This window comes from Arthrobacter sulfonylureivorans (assembly GCF_022637435.1).
Taxonomy (GTDB): Bacteria; Actinomycetota; Actinomycetes; order Actinomycetales; family Micrococcaceae; genus Crystallibacter; species Crystallibacter sulfonylureivorans.
The window spans coordinates 3196452-3221659 of the sequence record NZ_CP093326.1 but is presented as its reverse complement, the minus strand read 5'-3'; the positions used below and the strand labels follow the sequence as shown (position 1 = coordinate 3221659).

The 25208-nt window shown below is 66.3% G+C and carries 17 protein-coding genes; 8 read left to right on the top strand and 9 right to left on the bottom strand.

Translation table 11 applies throughout. The features are described from left to right. Nucleotides 1-112: 112 nt before the first annotated feature. The gene (locus tag MNQ99_RS14810; RefSeq protein WP_241913468.1) at nt 113-2362 is read left to right on the top strand and encodes an MMPL family transporter; all 2250 of its coding nucleotides are present in this window, start codon (nt 113-115) and stop codon (nt 2360-2362) included. 110 nt (nt 2363-2472) lie between these two features. Here the strand turns inward: MNQ99_RS14810 and MNQ99_RS14805 are convergent, their stop codons facing one another. The 3 genes from MNQ99_RS14805 to MNQ99_RS14795 all read right to left on the bottom strand — a co-directional run bounded on the left by MNQ99_RS14805 (nt 2473) and on the right by MNQ99_RS14795 (nt 6733). Next, nucleotides 2473-3879, bottom strand: a complete 1407-nt coding sequence (locus tag MNQ99_RS14805) for an NAD(P)-binding domain-containing protein (protein WP_241913467.1) — start codon at nt 3877-3879, stop codon at nt 2473-2475. A gap of 462 nt (nt 3880-4341) precedes the next feature. Next, nucleotides 4342-5253 (bottom strand): VOC family protein, encoded by a 912-nt coding sequence (locus tag MNQ99_RS14800; protein WP_241913466.1) that lies wholly within the window; start codon nt 5251-5253, stop codon nt 4342-4344. Between the two features lie 268 nt (nt 5254-5521). Beyond that, nucleotides 5522-6733: an RsbRD N-terminal domain-containing protein gene (locus tag MNQ99_RS14795; RefSeq protein ID WP_241913465.1), complete on the bottom strand. Its 1212-nt coding sequence runs from the start codon at nt 6731-6733 to the stop codon at nt 5522-5524. Between the two features lie 132 nt (nt 6734-6865). Here MNQ99_RS14795 and MNQ99_RS14790 point away from each other — a divergent pair, with 132 nt between their 5' ends. From MNQ99_RS14790 to MNQ99_RS14775, 4 genes are read left to right on the top strand one after another with little or no spacing between them, the layout of a single operon-like run. Further along, on the top strand, nt 6866-8188 hold the full coding sequence (locus MNQ99_RS14790; RefSeq protein WP_127513453.1) for an MFS transporter: 1323 nt from the start codon (nt 6866-6868) through the stop codon (nt 8186-8188). Nucleotides 8189-8233: 45 nt separating this feature from the next. Next, on the top strand, nt 8234-9934 hold the full coding sequence (locus tag MNQ99_RS14785) for a thiamine pyrophosphate-dependent enzyme (RefSeq protein WP_241913464.1): 1701 nt from the start codon (nt 8234-8236) through the stop codon (nt 9932-9934). Beyond that, a complete protein-coding gene (locus tag MNQ99_RS14780; RefSeq protein WP_241913463.1) occupies nt 9931-11712 on the top strand; it encodes an amidohydrolase in 1782 nt (593 codons plus the stop codon). The genes MNQ99_RS14785 and MNQ99_RS14780 overlap by 4 nt, the downstream gene beginning before the upstream one ends. Next, the gene (locus tag MNQ99_RS14775; RefSeq protein WP_241913462.1) at nt 11709-13037 is read left to right on the top strand and encodes a M20 family metallo-hydrolase; all 1329 of its coding nucleotides are present in this window, start codon (nt 11709-11711) and stop codon (nt 13035-13037) included. The genes MNQ99_RS14780 and MNQ99_RS14775 overlap by 4 nt, the downstream gene beginning before the upstream one ends. Nucleotides 13038-13098: 61 nt before the next feature. Here MNQ99_RS14775 and MNQ99_RS14770 read toward each other — a convergent pair whose 3' ends face one another. The 5 genes from MNQ99_RS14770 to MNQ99_RS14750 form a co-directional block, all read right to left on the bottom strand. Beyond that, nucleotides 13099-13911, bottom strand: coding sequence for a gamma-glutamyl-gamma-aminobutyrate hydrolase family protein (locus tag MNQ99_RS14770; protein ID WP_241913461.1), 813 nt, complete (start codon nt 13909-13911; stop codon nt 13099-13101). A 101-nt stretch (nt 13912-14012) separates the two neighbouring features. After that, the gene (locus MNQ99_RS14765) at nt 14013-14882 is read right to left on the bottom strand and encodes a 3-hydroxyacyl-CoA dehydrogenase family protein (protein WP_241913460.1); all 870 of its coding nucleotides are present in this window, start codon (nt 14880-14882) and stop codon (nt 14013-14015) included. Between the two features lie 51 nt (nt 14883-14933). After that, entirely contained in the window at nt 14934-16403 is a 1470-nt protein-coding gene (locus MNQ99_RS14760; protein WP_241913459.1) for an aldehyde dehydrogenase family protein, read from the bottom strand. Between the two features lie 73 nt (nt 16404-16476). Beyond that, entirely contained in the window at nt 16477-17649 is a 1173-nt protein-coding gene (locus tag MNQ99_RS14755) for an acyl-CoA dehydrogenase family protein (protein ID WP_241913458.1), read from the bottom strand. A gap of 64 nt (nt 17650-17713) precedes the next feature. Then, entirely contained in the window at nt 17714-19141 is a 1428-nt protein-coding gene (locus MNQ99_RS14750; protein WP_241913457.1) for an aminotransferase class III-fold pyridoxal phosphate-dependent enzyme, read from the bottom strand. A 79-nt stretch (nt 19142-19220) separates the two neighbouring features. Between MNQ99_RS14750 and MNQ99_RS14745 the strand changes: the two genes are divergently transcribed. Next, complete coding sequence (locus MNQ99_RS14745) at nt 19221-20792, top strand: PucR family transcriptional regulator (RefSeq protein ID WP_241913456.1); 1572 nt, start codon at nt 19221-19223, stop codon at nt 20790-20792. A gap of 2 nt (nt 20793-20794) precedes the next feature. On the opposite strand, the gene MNQ99_RS14740 is transcribed toward MNQ99_RS14745, so the two are convergent. Beyond that, nucleotides 20795-21985: a CaiB/BaiF CoA transferase family protein gene (locus MNQ99_RS14740; RefSeq protein WP_422387540.1), complete on the bottom strand. Its 1191-nt coding sequence runs from the start codon at nt 21983-21985 to the stop codon at nt 20795-20797. 438 nt (nt 21986-22423) lie between these two features. On the opposite strand from MNQ99_RS14740, the gene MNQ99_RS14735 reads away from it, so the two are divergent. Together MNQ99_RS14735 and MNQ99_RS14730 are read left to right on the top strand one after the other, a co-directional pair. Further along, the gene (locus tag MNQ99_RS14735) at nt 22424-23929 is read left to right on the top strand and encodes an APC family permease (RefSeq protein WP_241913454.1); all 1506 of its coding nucleotides are present in this window, start codon (nt 22424-22426) and stop codon (nt 23927-23929) included. A gap of 65 nt (nt 23930-23994) precedes the next feature. Then, the gene (locus MNQ99_RS14730) at nt 23995-25194 is read left to right on the top strand and encodes a cytochrome P450 (protein ID WP_241913453.1); all 1200 of its coding nucleotides are present in this window, start codon (nt 23995-23997) and stop codon (nt 25192-25194) included. The last annotated feature ends 14 nt before the right edge of the window (nt 25195-25208 follow it).

Below are 25208 nucleotides of genomic sequence, written 5' to 3'. Positions count from 1 at the left end.
AAGTTGGTTTCCTTCGGGCGGTTCCCTTTGACTGTCCGGCTAGTGTCCGAATCGGAGGGATGCGGGACGAGCCGGAAGTGCCGGCGCGCGCGTCCGGTTGGGGAGGAACACTGTGGAGAGCAGCGCGCCCGAAAAGCGTGGGGTCATCACCGGAATAGCTCTGTGGAGCGCGACGAACCCGTGGAAGGCGATCGGCGCCTGGCTGCTGCTGATCCTGATCACCTTCGGGCTCAACTTTGTGATGAGCCCACGGCAGGCCACGCAGGCCGAGCTGATGGTGGGCGATGCGCGCGCAGCCTATGAACTGGCGGATGAAGCCGGCTACAAGGCGCGGGCCTCCGAGAGCGTGGTGATCCGCGCAGCGGACGGGGAACTGGACGAGGCACAGGCCGCCGAAGCCGCGGCAGAACTGGTCCGGAAGATGGAGGCCCTGCCAGAGGTGGAGCAGGCGGCCGGTCCGGTTTCGGCGGAGAACGGCGCAGCCGCGCTGGTGATGGTGCAGCTGAGCGGCGATCCGGACACCGCAACCGAGCGGGTTGACCCGCTGCTGGACGTCACCGACCAGATGCAGGCTGCTTACCCGGGACTGGTGCTGGAGCAGGTGGGCGATGCCACCATCACGCTGGAAATCAACGAGTGGTTGAACAAGGACGTGGAAAAGGCGACTCTGCTCAGCGTGCCGGTCACGCTGGTGATCCTGCTGCTGGCGTTCGGTGCCATTGTGATGGCGGGTATCCCGATGGTGCTGGGCCTCGCGTCGGTGGCGTCCGCCGTCGGGCTCTGGGCATTGGCGTCACAGTTGGTGCCGGACCAGGGGATGGTGCTGCACCTGATTGTGCTGGTGGGGATGGCCGTAGGCGTGGATTACTCGCTGTTCTACCTGCGCCGCTTCCGCGAGGAGCGGCGGGCGGGGAAAGCCGACGGCGATGCGATCCGGATCGCGGCCGAGACCGCCGGGCATTCTGTGATTGTCTCCGGTACCGCGGTGGTGCTGTCCATGGCCGGGCTGTTTGTCACGCAGGACACCTTCTTCGGTGGCATGGCCACCGGCGCGATTCTGGTGGTGCTGGTGGCGATGGCCTCCTCGCTGACCGTACTGCCGGCTCTGCTGGCCAAGTGCGGGCGGTGGGCGGACAAGCCGCGGCTTCCGTTCGTCTGGCGGCTGACGGCGGGTCAGAATCCTCGGGTGATGCCGGCGCTGCTGCACCCGGTGGTCCGGCGGCCCAAGCTGGCGCTGGTCGGTTCCGTGGCGGTGCTGTTGCTGCTGGCCGCACCGGCGCTGGGCATGAGCCTGAAGAACGCCCAGATCGCGGACCTGCCGCGCAGCCTGGAGACCATCCAGGCGCTCGACCGGCTGCAGGCGGACTTTCCGAACAGTTCCAACGTCAACACCGTCACCGTGCAGGTGCCGGCCGGTAAGGAAGCGGCGCTGGTCGGCGAGGCCGCGGACTTCAACGCGCTGGTGGGGGAGCGGACCGGGTTGTTCGGTGCGGTGCCGGAACCGTGGATGTCCGATGACGGGCGCACCATGCTGCTGCAGGTGGAAACCCCGCATGCGGTGGGCTCCGAATCCGGACAGGAGTCGGTGACCGAGCTGCGTGAAGTCCTGCTGCCGGGGACCTTCGGCAGCATCGACGGCGCCCAGGCCTATGTGGGCGGGGCTATCGCGTATGACATGGACTACGTGGCGAACGTGATGGAGAAGCTCCCGGTGGTGATCGGGATCGTCGTCGCGCTGACCTTTGTGTACATGTTCGCGGTTTACCGCTCGGTGGCGGTGGCGCTGGGCACGGTGCTGCTGAACCTGCTCTCCACCGCGGCGGCCTTCGGCATCCTGGTGCTGGTCTTCCAGAACACCTGGGCAGAGCCGCTGTTGGGTTTCGAGTCCAGCGGGTACATTGCCCCGTGGGTGCCCACGCTTCTGTTCGTGGTGCTCTCCGGACTGTCGCTGGATTACCACGTCTTTGTAGTCAGCCGCGTGCGTGAGAACTCACTGGCCGGGATGCCGGCCCAGCAAGCGGTGTCCGACGGCGTGGTGCGCACCGCCGGGGTGGTGACCAGCGCCGCCGTCGTGATGGTGGCCGTATTCTCCATCTTCGGTTCGCTGAGCTTTCTGGAGCTGAAGCAGATCGGCGTAGGGCTTGCCGCGGCCATCCTGCTGGACGCCACGATTATCCGTGTCATGACGCTGCCAGCGTTCATGTTGGCTTGCCGCCGCTTTCTCTGGTGGCCGGGCACTGCCAAGGGCAGCACTCACCGCGGGCAGCAGGACGGCAGGCAGGGAAGCGCCGCGGACCAGGACGGTTTCGCGGACGACGACGGAGCCGCTCCGGCCAAGTCACCCGCCGGTGCAGGGGTGTAGGGGAAACCTGCTGCGCAAATCCTCGACCAGAGCGCGGTGGTGACGACGGCGGGTGGCAAGGAGGCAGCGCTCCCGAGCCACCCGCCGTCGTACGTGGTTCCTAGCGGGCTCTACCGCCGGGCGCCGGCCTGCTCGGCGTCACCGGTCAGGGCGGCCAGTGCGCCGGTGTCCATGTCCTCGGAAGGGCCGTTGAGGTAGCGGGACAGGCTGTCATCCATGGCGTTGATCCAACGGGTGTGGTGCCGGGTGGCCATGGTGCCGGTCATGACGGACCGGTGGATGCTGTCCCGGTAGCCAAGGATGTTCTCTTCCTTGTCCTTCATCCACTGCTTGAGCAGGACGGCCACGGTGTCCAAGTCGAACTCCGGGTAGTCCGTCAGTGCGATCAGTTCGCGGAGGTAGTCGGTCTGGAAATCCGCCTCGGCGTCATGGTCGGTGAGCGCGGCCTGGCGGTCCAGCCAGGTCTGGATGTCCGCTTCGCGTTCCTGCGGCGAGGGCAGTTCAATCCTGCCCAGCATCACGTCGCGGGCGAACCATGCCTGCGCGTCGAACATATTGAAGGTGTAGTACTGGTCCTGCGCGCCCAGGTAGAACAGGTTGGTGTTCTGCTGCCAGACCACGCCCTTGTACAGGTTCCCCGGGTAGAGCAGGTTCGGCGACTGCAGCGACAGCTCGCTGGGCAGGAACGGGTACTTGTGCAGGTAGCCGGTGCAGAGGATCACGGCGTCGAACTCGCCGGTGGTGCCGTCGCTGAAGTGCGCGGTCCGGCCCTCGAAGCGGGTCACCAGCGGGCGTTCGACGGCGGACTCCGGCCAGTCGAAGCCCATCGGGGCGCTGCGGTAGCTGAAGGTGACGGACTTGGCGCCCATCTTGTGCGCCTGCATGCCGATGTCCTCGGCGGAGTAGCTGCTGCCGATCAGCAGCACATTCTTGCCGGCGAAGCGCTCGGCACCGCGGAAGTCGTGGGCGTGGAGCACTTCGCCCGGGAAGCTGTTGATGCCCTCGAACGCCGGCACGTTCGGGTAGGAGAAGTGGCCGGTGGAGACCACCAGCTTGTCGAAAACGTGGGTTTCGGTGCGCTGCGCCGCCAGGTCCTCGACCGTGACGGTGAATTCCTGGCTGTCTTCGTTGTAGGAGACCCAGCGGGCCACGGTGTTGAACCGGACGTACTTGCGGACGTCGGACTTCTGGACCCGACCGGCAATGTAGTCGAACAGGACTTCGCGCGGCGGGAAGGAGGAAATCGGGCGGCCGAAGTGCTCGTCGAACGTGTAGTCGGAGAACTCGAGGACTTCCTTGGGGCCGTTGGACCACAGGTGCCGGTACATGCTGCTGTGCACGGGCTCGCCGGCGGCATCCAGGCCGGTGCGCCAGCTGCTGTTCCACTGTCCGCCCCAATCGGACTGCTTTTCAAAGCACACAATGTCCGGGATTTCGGCTCCCAGTTTTCGGGCCGATTCGAACGCGCGCAGTTGGGCCATGCCGCTGGGTCCTGCACCAATGATTCCGACTCGCATGTTAAATGCTTCTCCTCATCCATTGGATCTTTCCGTCAGGTTCGACGCTCCGAATCCACAGAACGGCCGTATCGGCGCACCGGTGGCGGTGGCAAAGGCGCATGGTGCGCAGCGGTATAACACTGGCGGCGCGAGAGACGCGCCGGGCCCTGAAAAATCAATCCCGAGAGGGAGACGGGCACCGTGTCCGCGGGCAGGCGAGGGGCCTGCACGAGCGATTCGGAGCGGCCACCCGAAGATCCAATAACACCGGGTGGCCTGCTGTCCATGTCAACACCTAAGCGCGATTAAGTCAAAATGCCACCGGGATTAAGCGCTCCTCAACAGTGCTGCAGTTAGTCCGGAAAAGTGCCTCTGGCGATGCCGCGAATCAAGCTGACGTGGCCGCCTGCACAGGCACGTTGACGGGCCGATGATGGGTGGATTCGGCGGATGTCATCCGGGACGGATTCCGATGGGGGTTCAATGGCGCAGGTGGACCCGGTTCCCCCATGGGTCGGCGACGGCGATTGAATCCTCGGCGCGCTGGTAGTCGATGCCTGCGGCGTCCAAGCGTCCGGCTACGGCGTCTAGCTCGGTGGGACCGTCCAACCGCACGGTGAACGATCCGAGTCCGAGGCTGTCGGGCCGGCTTCCTGAACCGGCCGAACTCCACACATTGGCGGCCAGATGGTGGTGATAGCCGCCGGCGGACATGAAGAGTGCTCCGTTGACTTCGGAGGTCACGGCGAATCCGAGGGTGTCCATGTAGAACTCGCGGGCCCGCGCCAGGTCCCCGACCTTGAGGTGGACGTGTCCCAGAGCGGCGGTGCCGTCGCCGGTTTGGCCAAGGTGCCGGGCGATGAAGTCGTTCGGATCCAGCGGCGCGCTGCCCATCTGGACCTGGCCGTCCTGCCACTTCCAGGTGTCCGCCGGCGTGTCGATGTAGAGTTCCACGCCGTTGCCTTCGGGGTCGGTGAAATAGAACGCGTGGCTCACCGCATGGTCGGCCGACCCCTGATAGAGGCTTGGTGCCATCTGGATCAGGCGCACCAGCGTCTGGGCCAGGGCCGGACCATCCGAGTAGAGGACCGCCGCATGGTAGAGCCCGGCATCGGCCGGATTCGTATAGTCACCCTCGGCGTCGGTGAGGCGGATGATCTCTTCGCCGCCCGCGCCCAGGCTGACGCTTCCGGCGGTTTCGTCGAGCGACTCGAGCCCGACGCCTTCTTCGTAGAACCTACGCACGGTCTGCAGGTCTTTCACGCGCAGTTCCACGGCTCCCATTCTCGTTTCCGCGGCCAGAACACTTTGCGGGATCTCCGCTGGGGACGGCCGGGAATTGGCTGTGAACACGCAGCCGGCGACCACGGCCAGGACAAGGGCAGCGATCACAGCTGACACCAAGATACGGGTGCGGGGATTTAGGCTCACGACAGGCTTGAACCGCCTTCGGCAGGAGGGTATTTCCGGATTTCGCCGCCCACAGCCGGATGTGACCAAGCGCTCCCTCCTGGGAACGGGGACCAACCAGTCGACTGACTCCGCGACCAGGGCAAGGGCCGCCTTCAGCCCACCCCCGCTGCGCGGCGAACGTACGACGACGGGGCAGCTTCACGCTGGCGCCGGAGTGCTGGTCACGCACTGCTGGAGCGACGCTCGGTCAGGACCAGGCGACGACGAGGCGGGCGGCTTGTTGGGGGATAGTCACGTCGATGCCGACTAATTCCGTGAAGCGGCGCAGCCGGTTCATGAGGGTGTTTCGATGGCAGAAGAGCTGCTCTGCAGACTGGGCGATGCTGCCGGTGGTGAGGTAGGACCGTACCGCTTCTACCAGCCGGGCTCGTTCCACTGGGCCGCATCGGGCCAGCGCGGCGTCGACATCGGGCACGATGGGAACTCCGGTTTCGGAGAGGCGGTGGCGGGCCAGTCGTGCCCAGTCGTTTTGCATGGTGAGGGCCTGCTGATCGCGGTCTTCGACCAAGGATGCCAGGGCGCGGGCGGTCTGGGCGGCAACGCGCAGGTCCGTGAGGCCGCGAACCTGTTCAACCAGGCCGCATCGGATGTTCTTGATCTGCTCGGTGGCTTCACGGGCGGCGCTGCCCGGGCGGTCATCGGCTGCCCAGAAGGCGACCAGTCCGTCGGGCAGGGGGTGGGTGAACATTTCCGTACCGCGGCGCGAAGCCGAGGCAACCTCCACACGCAGGGCGGCGGCGTCGTCCGTTGTGGCTGCCGCGACAACGAGGGGAGCAAACTGGTCGATGCCGAGCTCGGCGGCGATGAGGGTGAGCATTTCCGATGCCGGGCTGACCTGCCCAAACATGGTGGCCACATGGCCTTGCCGCACCGAAGATTCTTCCTGGGCCATGCGCTGGCGCTCGGCGATGTAGATGGCTTGGGTTTGCGCTGCGTAGGAGTCCACCACCTGCCATACCGTTTCGGCCCGTCGCACCAGCAGTTCCGCATCGCCCGGATCGGCCAACGCCATGAGCTCGCCCCAGATCACGGTGAAGTCGATCCGGATGGCGGTCATCAGCGACTCCACGGGGATGCCTGTTCTGGCGCGGGAGACACCAACGTCCAATGAGATGCCTTGCCGCTCGGCAATGAGGCGTTTGCTGTCTGCGCCCGGGCGCAAGCTTTCGATCAGCGCTTCGAACGAGGCGGCTCCTGTGCGGCGGATCTCGCTGGCCGGCAGGACGCCGTCCCGGTAATCGTCGAGTTGCAGGACGCGCTCGATGAAGAGGTCCGTCAACTTGTCCACGGATAGCTGGTCTAGCAGGCTATTCCAGCGGGCGGCGGAGGCAACGTCGTCGTTCTTCTGAATCTGCGGAGTTTCCATGGTGTTCTCGGCCCCGATCGTGTGCTTTTGCACATTCTAGCCTCCGAAAGCCGCGACGATTCGTGCGGGTGTGACGCGGCCCACTCTGGAATGCTGGTGTGCATTATTCGTTCGTTGCGGCCGTACAGCGCAGCGGGACACCCGAACACCAAACATGGAGGAACCATGTCAGAAACCTTGAACCTTGAGGCCGGGGCTACCCGGCGGATCACTGACAAGGAGGCGATGAAGGTTTCCATCGGTGCCCTCATTGGCACTGCGATGGAGTGGTACGACTTCTTCCTGTTTAGTGCGGCGGCGGCACTGGTGTTCAACGTCCAGTACTTCGCCAATGAGAACGCCACGGCAGCGGCGCTGGCATCCTTCGCCACGTTTGGCGTCGGCTTGGTGGCGCGTCCGCTGGGCGGCATGTTCTTCGGCGCTATGGGGGACAGGATCGGCCGCCGTAAGACCCTGATGGTCACCATCGTGGGCATCGGCGCGGTGACCGGCCTGATCGGCCTGCTGCCTACCTACGCGGCCATCGGCATTGCCGCTCCGGTGCTGCTGGTGCTGCTGCGCGTGGCCCAGGGCCTGTTTGTGGGCGGCGAGTGGTCCGGCGCCATGACGATTGTGGTGGAAAATGCCCCGCTGGAGCGCCGTGCCCGCTACGCCGCGCTGCCGCAGATCGGTTCACCGATCGGCACCATCCTCTCCTCCGGTGGCTTCTTCTTGATGACACTGTTCTTCTCGCAGGAAACCTTCAACTCCTTCGGCTGGCGCATCCCGTTCCTGGCCGCCATCCCGATGCTCCTGATCGCGCTCTACATTCGCAGCCGGCTGGAAGAATCCCCGGTCTTCGCGGAGCTGATGGAGCACGACCAGGTGGAGAAAGCCCCGATCCGCACCACGCTGCGGCAGTCTTGGAAGCACATCATCATCGGCATGGCCGCCGCCCTGCTCGGCGTGGGCGGCTTCTACCTGGTCACCGCGTTTGTGGTCTACTACGGCGTGAACATCCTGGGCTACTCCGCCCAGTTGATGCTGCTGGGTGGCATGATCGCGGCCATCGTCGAAATTCCCGTCCTCATCCTGGGCGGCCGCCTGGGCGAGCGGTTCGGCGCCAGCCGCGTGATTTTGGTGGGCGGCATCGCTTCCGCCCTGGCCGCGGTCCCGGCCTTCCTGCTGGTGGCCAGTGGCAACCCTGTGTTGGTGGTTATGGGTATGGTCCTCGCGGTGGCGACGCTCTCCTTCCCCTACGCGGCTTCCGGCACGGTGCTGACCGGTCTGTTCCCGGCCCGCACCCGCTACACCGGCGTGGGCTTCGCCCAGAACACTGCCGGCATGCTCTCCGGCTTCATCCCGCTGCTGGCTACCGGCTTGGTGGCGTCCGCCGGAAACCACTGGTGGCCGGCCGCCGTGATGCTGGTGTTCTTGAGCCTGTTCACCGCCGTGGCCGGTGCCGTGGCTCCGCGCATGAGCGTGAACCTGCCCGGCTTCAAGCACTGATTCCAACTTCCGACGACGAACGTCCCGACGAAAGAGCACCACGCAATGACCCAGTCCGCAGGCCACCTGATTGTCCGCCAGCTTGAGGCGCACGGCGTCCGCCGCGTGTATTCGGTTCCCGGCGAGAGCTTCCTCGACGTCCTGGACGGGCTGCACGACTCGCCCGTTTCCACGGTGGTCTGCCGTCAGGAGGGCGGTGCCGGGTTCATGGCGCTGGCCGAGGGCCGCCTGACCGGCATCCCGGGCATCGCGATGGTCACCCGCGGGCCGGGCGCGGCGAACGCGATGATTGCCGTGCATACCGCGTGGCAGGACGCGACGCCGCTGGTGCTCTTTGTCGGCCTGATTCCGGTGGCGGACCGGGGACGGGACGCGTTCCAGGAATTCAGCCTGGAGGGCTGGTTCTCGACGACGGCCAAACGCGTGGTGGTGCTCGACGACGAACACCGCGCCGCCGAGACCGTGGCCGAAGCGATGCAGCTGGCCGTCTCCGGCCGGCCCGGACCGGTGGTGATCGGTCTGCCGGAGGATGTACTGGTTCGGGCGACCGATGCCGGCGCAGTTCCGCCGCGGGCGCTGGCCACTGCGGTACCGCCGCCTGCTGCGATGGAGGAACTGGCGGGCCGGCTGGCCGCTGCTGCCCGTCCGCTGATCATTGCCGGCGGCGACGGCTGGGGCGACGCTGGTGGGAGGCTCGCCCAATGGGCGGCTGAGGCACAGATCCCGGTGGCCGCCGACTGGCGCGCCTACGACGTGGTTCCGCATTCTTCTCCGGCGTGGGCCGGCTGGCTGGGCTACGGGCGGGCAGACACACTCGCCGCAAGGTTGGACGAGGCCGACCTGCTGGTGTTCATCGGCAGCGGCCGAAGCGACGTGCTCAGCGACGGCTACACCAAGGGGTTCAACGCACCGACCGTGCTTGTGCTGCCGGATCCGGATGCCGCCACCCACTCCGGCCGGATCGACCAGCACCTGGCGGTCCCGCCGTCGTCGTTCGTTAACGCCCTTCCTGATGCCGCCGAGGTGCGGGGTTCCCGCGGCGGCTGGATGGACGCGCTCGCCGAAGACCAGCGCCGGTTCGCCACACCCCGCCCGGACAACAGCCCCGGCGTTGACCTGGGAATAGCCTTCAGCGTGCTGGAAGACCGGCTGCCCGCGGACAAGGTGGTGACGTACGGCGCGGGCAACGCAACGATCTGGGGCCACCGCTACCTGACCCACCATGGCGCCGGCTCGCTGATCGGGCCGCGCAACGGAGCCATGGGGCTGGCTGTTCCAGCTGCCGTCGCCGCCGCTCTGATCGAACCGGGCCGGCAGGTGGTGGCGGTCTGCGGCGACGGCGACTTCCTGATGAACGCGCAGGAACTGGCCGTGGCCGCGGCCCACGGTGCCGCCCCGCTGGTGATCGTGGTGGACAACGGCATTTACGGCACGATCGTGCAGCACCAGCGCAAGCACTACCCGGAGCGGCCGTCCGGGACCTCGATGGTCAACCCCGACTTCGCTGACTGGATCCGCAGTTTCGGAGGGCACGGCGAAAGGGTCGAAACGGCCGCTGAATTCGGTCCGGCGCTGGAGCGTGCGCTATCCAGCGGGCGGCTGGCGCTGCTGCACCTGGTGACGGATTCGGAGACAATGCCGCCGGGCACCGCGAACGCACCGGAGGAGCTCGCGGGCCTGGCTTCCGCCGGGCTGGGTGCGGATGCCGGCAATTCCCTTGCCCGGTCGGGGGAGGGAAGGCGATGAAGCTGGACCTGATCCTGCGCGACGCCGAGATCCTCACCCTTGAGGCAGGGCGTCCCCACGCCCACGCCGTCGGCGTGCTCAACGGACGTATTGTCGGCTTCGATGACGAGCTGGACGGCTGCACCGCAGCCCGTGAGATTCTGCTGGGCGGTGCCGTGGTGGTCCCCGGCTTCATTGATGCGCACTGCCACACCACCTGGTGGGGGCTGGGCTTGGGCGCCGTCGACTTGGACCAGGCCCGCGGACTCGACGACCTGTACGCACGGCTCGAAGCCGAGGTCCGGCGGCTCGAGGATCAGCCTGGCGCTTGGGTCAATGGCACCGGATTCAACCACAAGCATCATGGCGGTGCCTTCCCTGACATCCGCCGGCTGGACGAGATTACCGGCGACCGGCCGTTGTACTTGCGGCACGTCTCGGGGCACCTGTCCATCACTAACTCCGCCACCTTGCGGCTTGCTGGCGTCTTTGAACCCGGCTTCACCGATCCAACCGGGGGCGCCGTGCTAACCGGCCCGGACGGCTACCCGACCGGCGTCGTCGAGGAATCCGCGCAGCAGCTGATCCAGAACCTGCTGCTGCCTTATCCGGTGGAGCGGATTGTCGAGGCACTGGACGCGGCGACCACGCGTTACGCGGCCGAGGGAATCACCAGTTTCACCGAGGCAGGCATCGGGGGCGGCTGGATCGGGCACAGCCCGGTGGAAGTCCAGGCCTATCTGAAAGCTAAGCGGGCCGGCAAGCTCCACGCCCGCGCCCAGCTGATGCCCGCGCTGGACTCGCTGCGGCCGATTAAGGCCAACGCCGCCGACATGCACGGCACCGGCAACGGACGCGGTCTGGACCTCGGAGCGGTTGCGGGCTTCGGCGACGAGTGGGTGTCCCTGGGACCGGTGAAGGTCTTTATGGACGGCTCATTGCTGGGCGCCACGGCGGCCGTGACCGAGGACTACTGCGGCCACCAGCACAACACGGGCTACCTGCTGGATTCACCCGAGGCCTACCGCGAACGCGTGGACGCGGCCTACCGTGCCGGCTGGCCGATCGCGCTTCATGCCATCGGCGACGCGGCCATTGATCTGGCCACCGACATCATTACCGGCTGCCAGGAGCGCTACGGCCGGAACCACCTGCCCAACCGGATTGAGCACTTCGGCATTTCGCGGCCGGACCAGCTGGCGCCCGTCGCCGCGGCCGGGATCGCGGTCACCCCGCAGGCCGCGTTCATTGGCCCGCTGGGTGATCAGTTTGCTGCCTTGGTGGGTACCGGGCGCGAGGGCTGGCTGTACCGGGGACGCTCGCTGGTGGACGCCGGCATTCTGGTGGCCGGCAGCTCCGACCTGCCGGTGGCCGATAACAACGTGCTGCGCGCCATGCAGTCCTGGGTGGACCGGCGCACCGAACGAGGACTGATACTCGGCGGGACATCCGAAGGCCTCACCGCAGAAGAAGCGCTGCGGACTTACACCGACTGGGCCGCCCAAGCCACGGGCGCAGCCAGCGAGAAGGGCACATTGCGCAGGGGCAAGCTCGCGGACTTCGCAGTGCTGTCCGGCTCACCGCTGGATGCTGCCGACATCTCCGCGCTCAAGGTCCTTGCCACGATCGTTGGCGGCGAATTTACCTTCGACAATATTGGCGCGGGTATGGCTCTCAGCCCGGGGCCCGGCCCCGCTTCCGGCCCCCAAATGGAGCCGCTGTCCGCGCTCGAGCCAGGCGCCGGGGTGGTCAGCAAAGTCCCTTCGGAGAAACCAGAAACTTTAGGAGTGCCATCATGACCATCACTGCCTCGCAGCAAGCCGGAACTTCCAACGACGACGCCCGCTCCTTCCTGCACGATTTCCGCTCGATGAGCACGTATGGTGCCACGGCGGGCGGCGGAGTGGACCGTCAGGCAGGGACCCTCGCGGACGGGCAGACGCGGAACTGGTTCCGCGGGTTGGTCGAGGGACACGGTTTCGAGGTCCGCTACGACGCGGTGGGCAACCAATTCGCGCTGCTTGAGCTGGTGCCCGGCGCGCCGTATGTCGCCGTCGGCTCGCATTTGGATTCGCAGCCGCTCGGCGGGCGTTTCGACGGCGCCTACGGCGTGCTGGCCGGAGCCCATGCAGCGATCCGGCTGAAGGAGCGGATGGCGGCGCTGGCAGCCACGGGCGCCGAGAGCTCCGGGGCCGCGGATGCCCGGCCATTGTTCAACATAGCGGTGATCAACTGGTTCAACGAGGAAGGCTGCCGCTTTAAGCCGTCCATGATGGGCAGCTCGGTGTTCACCGGCAAGCTGCCGGCCGAGAAGGTCCTGGCCACCACAGATCCGTCCGGAACCACAGTGCGCGAGGCGCTGGCAGCGATCGGCACCGTCGGCGACTTTTCCCTGGATGTCGCTGCCTACGTGGAGATCCATATTGAGCAGGGTCGGTCACTGGAGGACAACGGGCTGGCCATTGGTCTGGTCGAGTCCACCTGGGGCGCCAACAAATACGAATTCATTGTGCACGGCGAGCAGGCGCACACCGGCGCCACGGTTATTGCAGACCGACACGACGCGTTGCTCGGGGCGTCGTCGCTGGTGGTCGCGGCGCGGGATATCGCCGACGAATTCAGCATGGACGATCACGCCGTCATCACATCCTGCGGTGAGTTCACGGTTTACCCGAACTCGCCGGTGGTGGTGGCCAACCGGGTGGAGCTGCTGGTGGACGTTCGCAGCACCGACCCGGACGTCCTCGCGGCAGCCGACGCCGAGTTGCACCGACGCGTCGCTCAGATCGAGGGGCGCGCCAGCGTGCGGATCGAGCGGGGTGCCGAACATGTCTGGGCCGCTAAGGCCTATGACGAAGCCGGCCTGCGTCTGGCAGCCAAGAGTGCGGAGGCACTGGACCTGACTTACGGAACGGTCCGCACGCTCGCCGGGCACGATTCGACCAACATGAAGGACATCGTCCCCACCATCATGCTGTTTGTGCCCAGCGTGGACGGCGTCTCGCACAATGAGAAGGAGCTGACCAACGACGACGATATGCTCGCCGGCGTGGACCTGCTCACGGAGCTGCTGGGCCGCGTAGTAGCAGGGGAGTTTGTTCCTGCGGACCGGCCGAGCGAGTGATTGAAAGGAACGATAGGGACTACTTCGCCGACCGCCCGGCGGACCGGGATCGGTGAACATCTTAGGCGGAGAGCGTCTGCCCGTCCGGGTGCGCGGCCGGCGGCTGGCCTTTTCGGCACTGGTCTGTGAAGGTGCGCATCAGCGCGGCGAGTTGCCCGAAGGTCGTGTCAGGATCCTCGGGGTGCCACTGCACTCCAAGGACCCAGTGATCCTCGTGTTCGATGGCTTCAATGACTCCGTCCGGAGCCTCTGCTGTGGCTAGCAGCCCGGCGCCGAGATCCTGGACAGCCTGATGGTGGCCGGAGCGGACCATCGTGCTTCCCGCGCCCAAGGCTGAGGCGAGCAGCGTGTCAGGCCCAATCACTACCTCATGGTCGCTCATTCCCGGAGCTTCCGTATGCACCTGATGGATGGAAGCCGGGCCAAGGTCCTGGATGAGAGTCCCGCCGAAAGCAACGTTGATGACCTGCATACCGCGGCAGATTCCCATGACCGGCAGCCCCGAAGCAGCTGCGCTTCGAACCAGCGCAATCTCCGCCTGGTCGACGCGCTCATCCACTCCGTAACCGGGCGCCGCTATCGGGCGCTGTCCGTAGAGGGACGGGTGGATATCTCCTCCTCCCAGAACCAGCAGACCATCGAACCCTTGGAGGCCTGTGGCAGCGTCCATCTCCCAGGAGGCAGCGGCTCCTACGTCCAGGAGCTCGAAGTCCGCACCCTGGGCGCGTAGTTCCTGGCCGACATTGTCAGCGTAGTCAGTCAAGTCTTCGATCAACCAAGCGTCGTTCGCCGGTCCGCTGAGGGAACAGCTGACAAGAATGCGGGGGCGGACAGATGCCTGGGTTGTCAGGACATCGGCGATAGGTTCGGGCACTGTTACCTCATCGTCTCTAGGAATGATGCTCTGGATGCGAGATGTTCTAGATGTTACGTCGAACACCAGATGTCCGGGCCAGCCGTGCGGCGGCAATGAATTCAGTAGCTGTACCAGCCCCGACCTGTCCTTCGGCCCAGCCGGCCCTGGCCGACCAGCTCGGTGATGGCCGGATGCGGGCGGTCTGCTTCCGTGCCGGTTTCGTCGTACGTGGCCTGAGCAATGAAATCGATGACGTCCAGGCCCACCATGTCCATCAGTTCAAACGGCCCCATGGGGTGGCCGAGCGCGGTTTTGGCGGTGGAGTCGATGTCCTCGAGGCTGGCGATGCCGGCCGCGTGCAGGGCCAGGGCTTCCTTCTGGATGGCACCCATGAGGCGGTTGGCGACGAAGCCGGGTACCTCCCGGTTGATCAAGACCGGTTCTTTCCCGAAGCGGCGCGCCAGTTCCATGGTGGTGTCGACGGTGGTCTGTGAGGTCGCTTCGTTCCGCACCACCTCCACGCACTTCATGACCAGGGCGGGGTTGAAGAAGTGCATGTTGCAGACCTGGGTGGGGCGGCCGCTGGCGGCGGCGACCTTGGAGGAGCCGAGAGTGGAGGAATTGGTGGCGAGGATGGCGTGCGGCGGGGCCAGCTCGCCGAGCCGGGCGAAGATTTCCTGCTTGATGTCCAGCCGTTCGGTGGCGGCCTCGATGACGAAATCGGCGTCGGCCACGGCCGCCAAATCGGTCCTGAAAGACAGCCGTGCGAGCGCCGCGTCGGCGTCGGCCGCAGAGGCTTTGCCCTTGGCCACGTTCGCCTGCAGCCGGGAGGCCAGTTGGGACTTTGCCGCCGCCAGCATCTCCGCCGAAATGTCCTGGATCGTGACGCGGTAGCCGGCGAGGGCCGCGACCAGGCCGATCTGCGAGCCCATCGCCCCGGAGCCGACGACGAGGATATGCCTGATGTTCTCGATGCTGGGAGTGCTCATGGTTCCTTCGGGAGAGAGTGCGACGGCGGCCGCCTGGCTTGCAAGCGAATGTTAGGCTCCGGCGGTTCCGCCGCGCAGGTAGACGGTGGTGGTGTGGGTGAAGAACTCCTTGGCCGCGGCGCCCTGTTCCTTGGGCCCGTACCCGGACTTCTTCGCACCGCCGAAGGGGACATGCGGATCGGCGCCGGCGGATTCGGAGTTCACGTGCAAAATGCCAACGTCGAGGTGGTCGACCGCCTCCAGCGCACGGGTGACGTCCTGCGTGAAGAGCGCGGCGGACAGACCGAATTCGCTGTCATTGGCCAGCACGAATGCCTGCTCCGCGGTAGCAGCGCGACGGACCGCGAGCACGGGGCCGAAGAGCTCCTCGCGCCAGACGTCCAGCTCCTGGTCTGCGGGAAGTTCCAGGATGGTCGGCGGGACGAAGTAGCCGGAGATGGGGTCGCCGTCGTCGTATTTCTGGCCGCCCACGATCAGTCTGGCACCCTGAGAGAGCGCGGCATCGATTCCGTCGTGGATGGACTTGCGGGCGCCATCGTTGACCACCGGCCCTATCTGCACCGCCGGGTCCGTGGGATCCCCGACCACCAGTGCACTGGCGCGTTCGGCCAGGGTGGCCAGGAAATCGTCGGCAATGGACTCGGCGACGATGAGGCGGGAGGTGGCCGTGCACTTCTGGCCAGTGGAGCGGAAGGCTCCGAGCAGGACCTGTTCGGCGGCCAGATCCAGGTCCGCGTCCGCGAGCACGACGGCGGCATTCTTGCCGCCCATCTCGGCCTGTATGGGGACGCCGCGACCGGCGGCAGCGGCCACCAGCCGGCGGCCGACCGAAGTGGAGCCGGTGAAGGTGAGTCCGTCCAGCGCGGGGTGCTCAACGATTGAGTTGCCCATGGAACCCGGGCCGATCAGCAGGTTCAGCACCCCGGCCGGCAGGCCCGCTTCATCCAAAGCCTGCGCCAGCCGCAGTGCGAGCAGCGGCACGGTGCTCGCTGGCTTCCAGACCACGGTGTTGCCGTAGGCCAGTGCCGGCGCGATTTTCCACGCGGGGATGGCGATGGGGAAATTGAACGGGGTAACCACGCCGACCACCCCGAGCGGCTTGCGGGTAATGAGGATCTTTTCGCCGCGCCGCGGAGAGGAGAAGATCTCGCCGGCGGTGCGGTCGCCATCGTTGCCGTAGTAGCGGAAGATCTGCGCCGCGCGCAGCACCTCTCCCTGGCCTTCCGCCCGAGTCTTGCCCTCCTCGCGCGCCAGCTCAAGACCCCAGTTTTCGGCGTTTCGCTCAATAACGACGGCGGCGCGCAGCAGCACTGCGCCGCGCTCGTGCGCCGGGGTGCGTGACCACTCGCGCTTGGCTGCGACGGCGGCCGCCATCGCCTTATCGACCTCGGCCGGGCCGGCCTGAAGGCCTTCCGCCACAACCTCGTCCGGGTGGGCGGGGTTGTAGCTGGCGATGGGGGTTCCGGTGCCGGGGCGCCAGACGCCGTCGATGTAGTGCTGAAGCCGTACGGGGGAGGTCATGCTCGCTCCTTTGTGCTGAGGTATGGGCACAGCGGCCGCGCCGCTCGGGGCGAGCCTGCGCGGTGCGGATCGTCTAGCGGAAGGCGGGGATGCCGGTGATTTTCTGGCCGAGGATCAGGGTGTGGACTTCGTCGGTGCCTTCGTAGGTGCGGACGGATTCGAGGTTGTTGGCGTGGCGCAGCGGTGAGTAGTCCAGGGTGATGCCGTTGCCGCCGAGGATGGTGCGGCATTCGCGGGCGATTTCGATGGCTTCGCGGCAGTTGTTGAGTTTGCCCACGGAGATCTGGTGGGGCTGCAGGTTCCCGGCGTCCTTGAGTCGGCCCAGGTGCAGGGCGAGCAGGAAGCCCTTGTTGATTTCCAGCGCCATGTTGACCAGTTTTTCCTGGGTCAGTTGGTAGCCGGCCAGCGGTTTGTCGAACTGCAGGCGTTCCTTGGAATAGTCGACGGCGGTCTGCCAGGCGTCGCGGGCGGCGCCCATGGCGCCCCAGATGATGCCGTAGCGGGCTTCGTTCAGGCATTCGAACGGCCCGCGCAGGCTATTGGCCCCGGGCAGGAGCGCGTCGGCGGGCAGGCGGACGTCGGTGAGTTCGATGTCGCACTGGATGGAGGCGCGCATTGAGAGCTTGGGCTCGATCGGGGTGGCCTTGAAACCCGGGGTTTCGGTGGGCACCACGAAGCCGCGCACGCCGTCGTCGGTTTGGGCCCAGATGATCGCTACCTTGGCCACGGAGGCGAGGCCGATCCAGCGCTTGGAGCCGTTGAGTACCCAGTCGGCGTCGGGGCCGGAGCCGTCGCGGCGTGCAAAGGTTTTCATGCTTCCCGGGTCGGAGCCGGCGGTGGGTTCGGTCAGGCCGAAGCAGCCGATCGCTTCGCCGGCGGCCATCTGCGGGAGCCACTGCTGTTTTTGTTCGTCGGAGCCGTGTTTGTGGATGGCGCTCATGGCCAGGGAGCCCTGCACGGAGACGAAGGTGCGCAGGCCGGAGTCGCCGGCTTCGAGCTCCGCGCCGGCGAGCCCGTATTCCACGGCCGAGCGGCCGGCGCAGCCGTAGCCGTCCAGGTGCATGCCGAGCAGGCCGAGTTTGGCCATCTCGGGCACGATCTCCAGCGGGAAGACCGCCTTCTCGTACCAGTCGGCGATGTTCGGCTTGATCGCCGAGTCAACGAAGGAGCGGACGTTCTTCTGCAGCAGCCGCTCCTGTTCGGTCAGGAGCGAGTCGAGGGCGATGAGGTCATGGTCCAGGGACATGATGCCTTCCTTCTGTGAAGCAGGGGATGTGGGAAAGATGCGGTGCCGGTGCGGTTGTCTGGGCTTAGGCGCGTGCGGCAGCGTTCGGGGCGCCGTGCTCTGCCGTGACGTCGAGGATGGTCTGGCGCAGCACCTGCAGGCCGTCGGCGAGCAGGTCCTGGCCGATCACCAGCGGGGGCAGCAGCCGGATGACGTTGCCGTATGTACCGCAGGTCAGGGTTAGCACTCCCTGCGCATGGCAGCGGGCGGAGACCTCCTTGGCAAGGTCCGCGCGGGGTGCCAAGGTGCCGCGGTCGGCGAATTCCAGAGCCAGCATGGCCCCGCGTCCGCGGAACTCGGCCACAGCTTCGGTCTCGGTGACGAGGGGCTCGAGCACCTCGCGTGCGGCGGCTTCGATGGCACGGGCGTTGGCCAGGAGGGTTCCGTCCTCGAACGCCTCGAAGACGGCCAGAGCCGCCTCACAGGCCAGCGGGTTGCCCGCGTAGGTGCCGCCGAGTCCACCGGCGTGGACAGCGTTCATCAGTTCGGCGCGGCCGGTCACGGCGCTGAGCGGAAGACCGCCGGCCAGGGCCTTGGCGGTGAGCGTGATGTCCCCGGCGACGCCTTCGTGTTCGCTGGCGAACAACGTTCCGGTGCGGCCCATTCCGGCCTGGATCTCGTCGATCACCAGGATGATGCCGTACCGGTCCGCGATCTTACGCAGTCCGGCGAGGAAACCCGGTGCCGGCACCACGAAGCCGCCTTCGCCCTGAATTGGTTCAATGACCATGGCGGCGAAGTTGTCGGCGCCATGCTCGGCAAGGGTGGCCTCCGTCGAGGCGAGGGCCGCGGCGGTGACATCCGCCGCGGAAGCGTGAGCCCCGACGTCGTGATGACCGGCACCGGGGCGCAGCGGGTTGGCCGAGGCCGCCCGGACAACCTCAGCCGGGAACGGTCCAAAGCCGAGCCGGTAAGGGTTTTCCTTGGCTGTCATCGCCATGGTTAGCAGCGAGCGGCCGTGGTAGGCCTCGTCGAAGACCAGCACTTTGCTGCGGCCGGTGGCCGCACGGGCGATCTTGACCGCGTTCTCCACCGCTTCGGCTCCGGTGGAGAAGAGGGCGGTACGCTTCTCAAAATCTCCGGGCGTGTGCTCGTTCAGCCACCGGGCAACCTGGGTGAAGGACTCGTACTCGGTCACCATGAAGCATGTGTGGGTGAACTTCTCCAGTTGGGCGGCCACCCGCTCGCGGACGCGGGGATGGCTGGCACCGATGCTGGTCACCGCGATCCCGGAGGCGAAGTCGATCAGCCGGTTGCCATCCACATCCTGCAGGATGCCGCCGTCAGCGCGGTCGACGAAGACCGGCAGGACGACGCCGAAGCCGCCGGTCACGTGGGCCTGGCGTTCTTGGTGCAGGGCTTGGGAACGGGGGCCGGGGATGGCGGTGGCGAGGTGGCGGGACTGGGGGAGGGTGGATGCGGGCGCGCCCGCCGCGGTGAGGACATCGGTCATACGGCAACGCTAAGCGCGGGACCGCCGCGGGTCATTGGATGTTCTGCCCAAAGCTTCCGGTTTATTGGATAATCAATCCATGGTTTCCCTTGCCCAGCTCAGCAATGAACTCGGAGATGCACTCCGGCCGGCGGCTCCGGGGCCTGCACCGGGGATCCAGCTCTCGGGCGTGCATGTCTCCGAACTGGCGGACCCAGGCGCCTACTTGGAGGGCGGGGAGTTGCTGCTGACCACCGGCATACCGCTGGGCGGAACCGCCGATGCGGTGGACGATTACGTGCGGCGGCTGGCTGCCAAGGGCGTAGCCGCTTTGGGGCTCGGGTTGGGTGAAGGCCTGGACACTGTGCCGCCGGAGCTGGTCCGGGCTTGTTCTGCCGAAGGGGTGGAGTTGCTGGTGGTCCCCGACGGCGTCCCGTTCTTGGACGTCTCGCGGATGTTCTGGGAGCTGGCATCGCGAAGTGATCAGGCCGGGCTGATAGCGAACCTGGGAACGCAGACCGCCTTGGCCCGGGCGACCATGCGCGCGGATGCTTTGCCGTCCGTCGTGAAGGGGCTGGCCCAGGCCCTGGGCGGGTGGGTAGCCTACCTGCCCGCCGGCGACGGGACAGAAGCCACGGTCTGGCCGGCGAGCGCGCTCTCGCTGCTGCCGCATCTCAAGCTGGAAACCACGCGGCTCAACGTTGCCGGTACGCATTCCGCGGCCACATTCTGGTTGCACGGCACACCCGTTGTGGAGTATCCGATCCTCGTCGGAGGGCGGATCGACGGCTTCCTCGCGATCGGCTCCGGCCGGACCCTGACCAAAGCTGACCGCCAGATCATCACGACGGTTTGCGTGCTGCTGGCCTTGAAGGCCCAGCAACGCGATGAACTCTTGGGCACCACCGCGGTGCTGGGTTCCGTTGTTGCCAAGCTGATTGCCCGGGGCCAAGTGGAGGCCGCCCGCTTGGTGGCCGGCGACGGAAACCTCGGCCCGCTGCCGGAACGTGTCCGCGTGCTGGCAGCGCGTATCCCCACGGCGGACTCCCTCCCCACACTCGCCGGTGCAGTGTCCCGGCTCCAGTTGGCCGACGGCGGCAGCCCGCCGGCGGCGGCGGTGGCCAGCTGCATACTTCGCTATGACGAAGACGCGGTGGCCTACTTCGTGCTGGACGCCGGGCTGGCGCAACCCGAGCCGGCTGGCCTGCAGGGAGATGAGCCTGACGATGGGGGACTACTGGCTTGGGCAGGGCCGGCAGTGCCCGCCGGCCCTGCTGGGGCGTTGGGCTCCGGGACAGCCGACGTGGAAACGGCTGCTGCCTGGACCGAACCGCTCACCCTGGAGGACGTCGCGGGCGCGATGGCGGCGCTGCGCCGAGCTGCGGTCGCCGCTCCGGCGGGCGCGCTGGTGGGCATGGCAGCTGATGATGAGGCGCGGGCCGATGCCTGGATCGCGACGCTTGCGGCATATCCTCGGGCTGAGCTCCTGGAGACAGTGGCGGCCTACTTGCGCCATCAGGGCCGCTGGGAAGATGCCTCCCGCCAGCTGAATGTCCACCGGAACTCGCTGCGCCACCGGATGGCGGTGGCCGAACGGCTGCTTGGAGTTGCCCTCGACGATCCGGATGTTGCCGCGCACCTGTGGCTGGCCTTGCGCCGTCGGGGCCTCTGACGTTAGTCCAGGGCGCGCAGCCACTCCAGCACGGATTCGGTATGTTCGCCGAGCATGGGTGGGGCGGCCGTGCGCGGTTCAAACGCGGGGCTCCAGGACACCGGGTGGCGGACCTGCCGGCCGACGGGCCGCCCGGTGGCGTCATGGACCTCGATGGTGGGCGCCAGCCCGAGTGACTCGGCGTAGGTGATGCCCTCGTCGATGCTGGCCACCGGGCCGGCAGGAACGCCCACGCCGGTCAGTTTGTCCTGCCACACTGCGGCGGACGCCGAGGAGAGTGCCTGCTCCAACAATGGAATGAGTTCCCGGCGATGTTGGACCCGCGCGCTGTTGGTGGCGAAGCGCTCGTCGTCCGCGAGCCGTGGGACGCCCAAGACGGCCGCCAGCTGGCGGAACTGCCCGTCGTTGCCGCAGGCCACTGCCAAGGGGCCGTCGGCGCAGTCCAGCAACTGGTAAGGAACGATGGATGGGTGCTCATTGCCCATCCGCTGCGGGACCTTGCCTGCACCCAAATAGGCCTGGGCCTGGTTGGCCAGGGCACCCTGCAGGCTGGAGAGCAGGTTAACCTCGAGCCGGCGGCCGAGTCCGGAGACGGCGCGGGCGTTAAGCGCCGCGAGGATCCCGATCGTCGCGTCCTTCGCGGTCAGCACATCAACCAGGGCGACACCTGCTTTATAGGGTGAGCCGTCCGCATCGCCGGTGATGCTCATCAAACCGCCGACCGCCTGGACAATGAAGTCGTAGCCGGGCAGGGAAGCTCCTTCGGCTGAACCGAAACCGGAGATCGAGGCATAGACCAGTCCCGGGTTCTCGGCCGCGAGCTGCTCATAGCCCAGCCCCAGCTTGTCCATCCCGCCCGGCTTGAAATTTTCGACGACGACGTCGGCGGCCCCTGCCAGTTTCCGGGCCAGCTGCCGGTCTTCGGGCTGAGACAGATCCAGGCAGACGGATTCCTTGTTGCGGTTCACGCTCTCGAAGTACGTGGCTCCGGTGGGGGAGTACGGCGGGCCCCAACTGCGGGTGTCATCGCCGGTGCCTGGGCGCTCCACCTTGATGACCCTCGCGCCGAGGTCAGCCAAGGTCATGGTGGCCAGCGGGCCGGCAAGGACCCTGGAGAAATCTGCGACCAGGAGCCCTTCGAGGGGACTCTCTGCTGGAGTTGGCGCCGAAGCGCTGGACGAGTCAGGCACGATCGGTCCTTTCCAAAAGCATGATGTGCCGTCGAGTTTACGGCAGGGCAATCAGCCTGAGGGTGGACATCCGGGCCAGAGCCTTGGTCATTTCATCCAATGAACCTCTTCGGTGGCTTCGCCAGTTCGTTGTCCGCAGGAATGTCTTCGGGGATTGCCTACTAAAAGCTCTGTCGATGCAGCTTTTCAGTGGCGGCGGTGGGCCCAAGTGAGCGACGGACAGGGTCGCTGATTCGCCCTTCCGGCAAAAGTCAATAGCTTCACCTCCAAACCACTCCTGTGGCGGAGGGGAAACCGCCTGCAAAAGAAACCCTTGCCAAACAAAACATTCATTTGTAGGGTTTTTCCGTGATCGCCGTTACTGTGAGCCCGATCACAAGCGGGGGCAACAAACTCCTGTGCACCGTCCACCGCACTGACTATTCGTTTTGAAGGAGCGCAATGTCAGCCGAAATGACGAGACCCGCTGGCGGTCAGGGCGTCGATGAAGACGCCGAGCACCTTGCCAGCCTTGGCTACTCGTATGAGAAGCAATTCAAGCGCGAAATGACGTTCTGGGGGAACGTATCCCTGGGCTTCACTTACCTGTCCCCGGTCGTGGGGATCTACTCGCTCTTCGCTGCCTCGCTGGGCATCGCGGGGCCACCCATGTTCTGGTCTCTGGTCATCGTCGGCCTGGGCCAACTGCTGGTCGCCACCGTGTTCGGCGAGATCGTTTCCAATTACCCGGTGGCCGGGGGCGTCTACCCATGGTCACGCCGCCTCTGGGGTCGCAAGTGGGGCTGGATGAACGGGTGGATCTACCTCTGTGCCCTGCTGGCTACCATCGCGAGTGTTTCCTACGGTGCCGGGCCGTTCCTCAGCCTGCTCCTGGGCCTGGAAAGCACGGTCGACTCGGTGATCATCTCCGCACTCGTGGTCATCGCGCTCGCCACCATCTTGAACCTCGGCGGCACCAAAGTGCTGAGCAAGGTCGCCATGCTGGGTCTGCTGGCGGAACTGGGCGGCGCCATCGCCGTCGGCATTTGGCTGCTGACCACTGCCCGCGAACATGACCTGAGCGTGCTGTTCCAGAGCTTCGGTGCAGGCGAAGGCAGCAACTACTTCATCGCGTTCGCTGCTGCCGGCCTGATCGGCATTTACCAGTATTACGGTTTTGAAGCCTGCGGCGATGTGGCCGAAGAGGTGCCGAACCCGGGAGTACGGATCCCCAAGGCCATGCGGATGACCATTTATATCGGCGGTTTCGCGGCGATGTTCGTGTGCCTGTCCCTAATCCTGGCCGTGCCGGACTTCGGCGCCGTGATCTCCGGTGCGGACACCGACCCGATTGGCAACGTATTGCTCTCGGCGTTCGGACCGGTTGGCTTCAAGGTGGTCCTCGGGATCGTGCTGATCTCCTTCGTGTCTTGCGCTTTGAGCCTGCAGGCAGCATCCTCGCGGCTGGCCTACTCGATGGCCCGCGACGGCATCCTGCCGGGCAGCAAGCTGCTGAGCAAGTTCAGCGAAACCCGCCACGTCCCGCCGTACGCCCTGCTGCTGGCCGGCCTGGTCCCGGCCATCATCGTGGTTGGCTCCAAGGTTTCCGAAGACGCCCTGGTCACCATCATTTCGTTCGCGGCAATGGGCATGTACATGGGCTTCCAGATGGTGGTCCTGGCCTCGCTGCGGGCCAAGCTCAAGGGTTGGAAGGCCAAGGGCGCTTTCCGACTCGGCGCTTGGGGAATCCCGGTCAACATTGCGGCACTGACCTGGGGTGTGATCGGCATGGTCAACATGGCTTGGCCGCGGACGCCCGAGGCAGGCTGGTTCGTCAATTACCTGGTGCTGATCTCCGCCGTCGGCGTTGTGGTTGTCGGCCTGATCTACATGGTCTGGAAGAAGCCCTACCTGAAGGGCGACGCACCCGCAGGAGATGCCGCGCCTGCCGCCGCGCTGTCCGCCTAGCACCACAGCCCCGGCCTTCCAGCCCAGCAATTCACCTATAGCAAGATGAGGAAAAGGTTCCAACCATGAGTACGCCGACTGTTGAAATTCCGTACCTGAACATTTCGGATCCGTCGTTCGCCATGCAGTCCGAAGAACTGCGCAACGCACGCGCGGCCAGCTGGTACGCGAGGACCAATTACGGCTTCGCCGTACTGCGGTACGACGAGGTGAGCAAGCTGCTCAAGAGCCCCAAGCTCAAGCAGGGCAGTGCTCAATGGCCCGCCCACAACGGGGTGCACGGCGGCTTGTTCTACGACTGGTGGACCAAGAATCTGCTGGTGCTGGAAGGCGAGGACCACCACCGTATCCGCCGGCTGCTCAACCCGGCGTTCTCACCGCGCCTGATCAAGGACCTGGTCCCGCGGTTCCAGGCCCTGGCCAACGAGCTGATTGACGCGTTTATCGACCAGGGCGAGTGCGAGTTCATTCGCGACTTCGCCGAGCCTTACGCCACCCGGGTGCTCACCATCCTGTTGGGCATCCCGGAGAGCGAGTGGCCGAAGATCGCCCGGCTGGCCTCCACTGTGGGACTCGCGCTCGGCGTGACGTTCAAGCGGGATCTGGACAAGGTCGAGGCCGCCGTCGCGGAGCTGTACGAATACGCCGACGAGCTGATCAAGGACCGCCAGGCCAATCCCGGCGAGGACTTCGTCAGCCGCCTGGTGCTGGCCAGCCGCGACGGCGACCGGCTCAGCGACGAAGAGCTGCGCAACGCGCTGGTACTGCTGATCTTCGGCGGCATGGACACCACCCGCAACCAGCTGGGCCTGGCGATGCAGTCCTTCATCCGCAATCCGGGGCAATGGGACCTGCTGGCGGAGCATCCGGAGCTGGGCGCCAAGGCCGTCGAAGAAGTCATGCGGACCAACCCGACGGTCACCTGGGTCACCAGGGAAGCCGTGGAGGACTTCACCTACCAGGACCTCTTCATTGAAAAGGGCACCACGGTCCACCTCTTCACCCAGTCCTCGGGCACCGACCCGCTGGCCTTCCCCAACCCCGATATGGATTTGCTCGGCGAACACGCGCCGCACTACGGCTTCGGCGGCGGCGTGCACCACTGCCTGGGCCACTTCGTGGCGCGGGCGGACATGAGCGAGGCCCTGCCGCTGCTGGCCAGCCGCATTGCCGACCCGCACCTGACCGGGGGAGACGAGTGGCTGCCGGATTCCGGCAATACCGGCCCCACCCGCCTGCCGATCGGCTTCACCCGACGCAGCTGACCGGCGGACAGCAC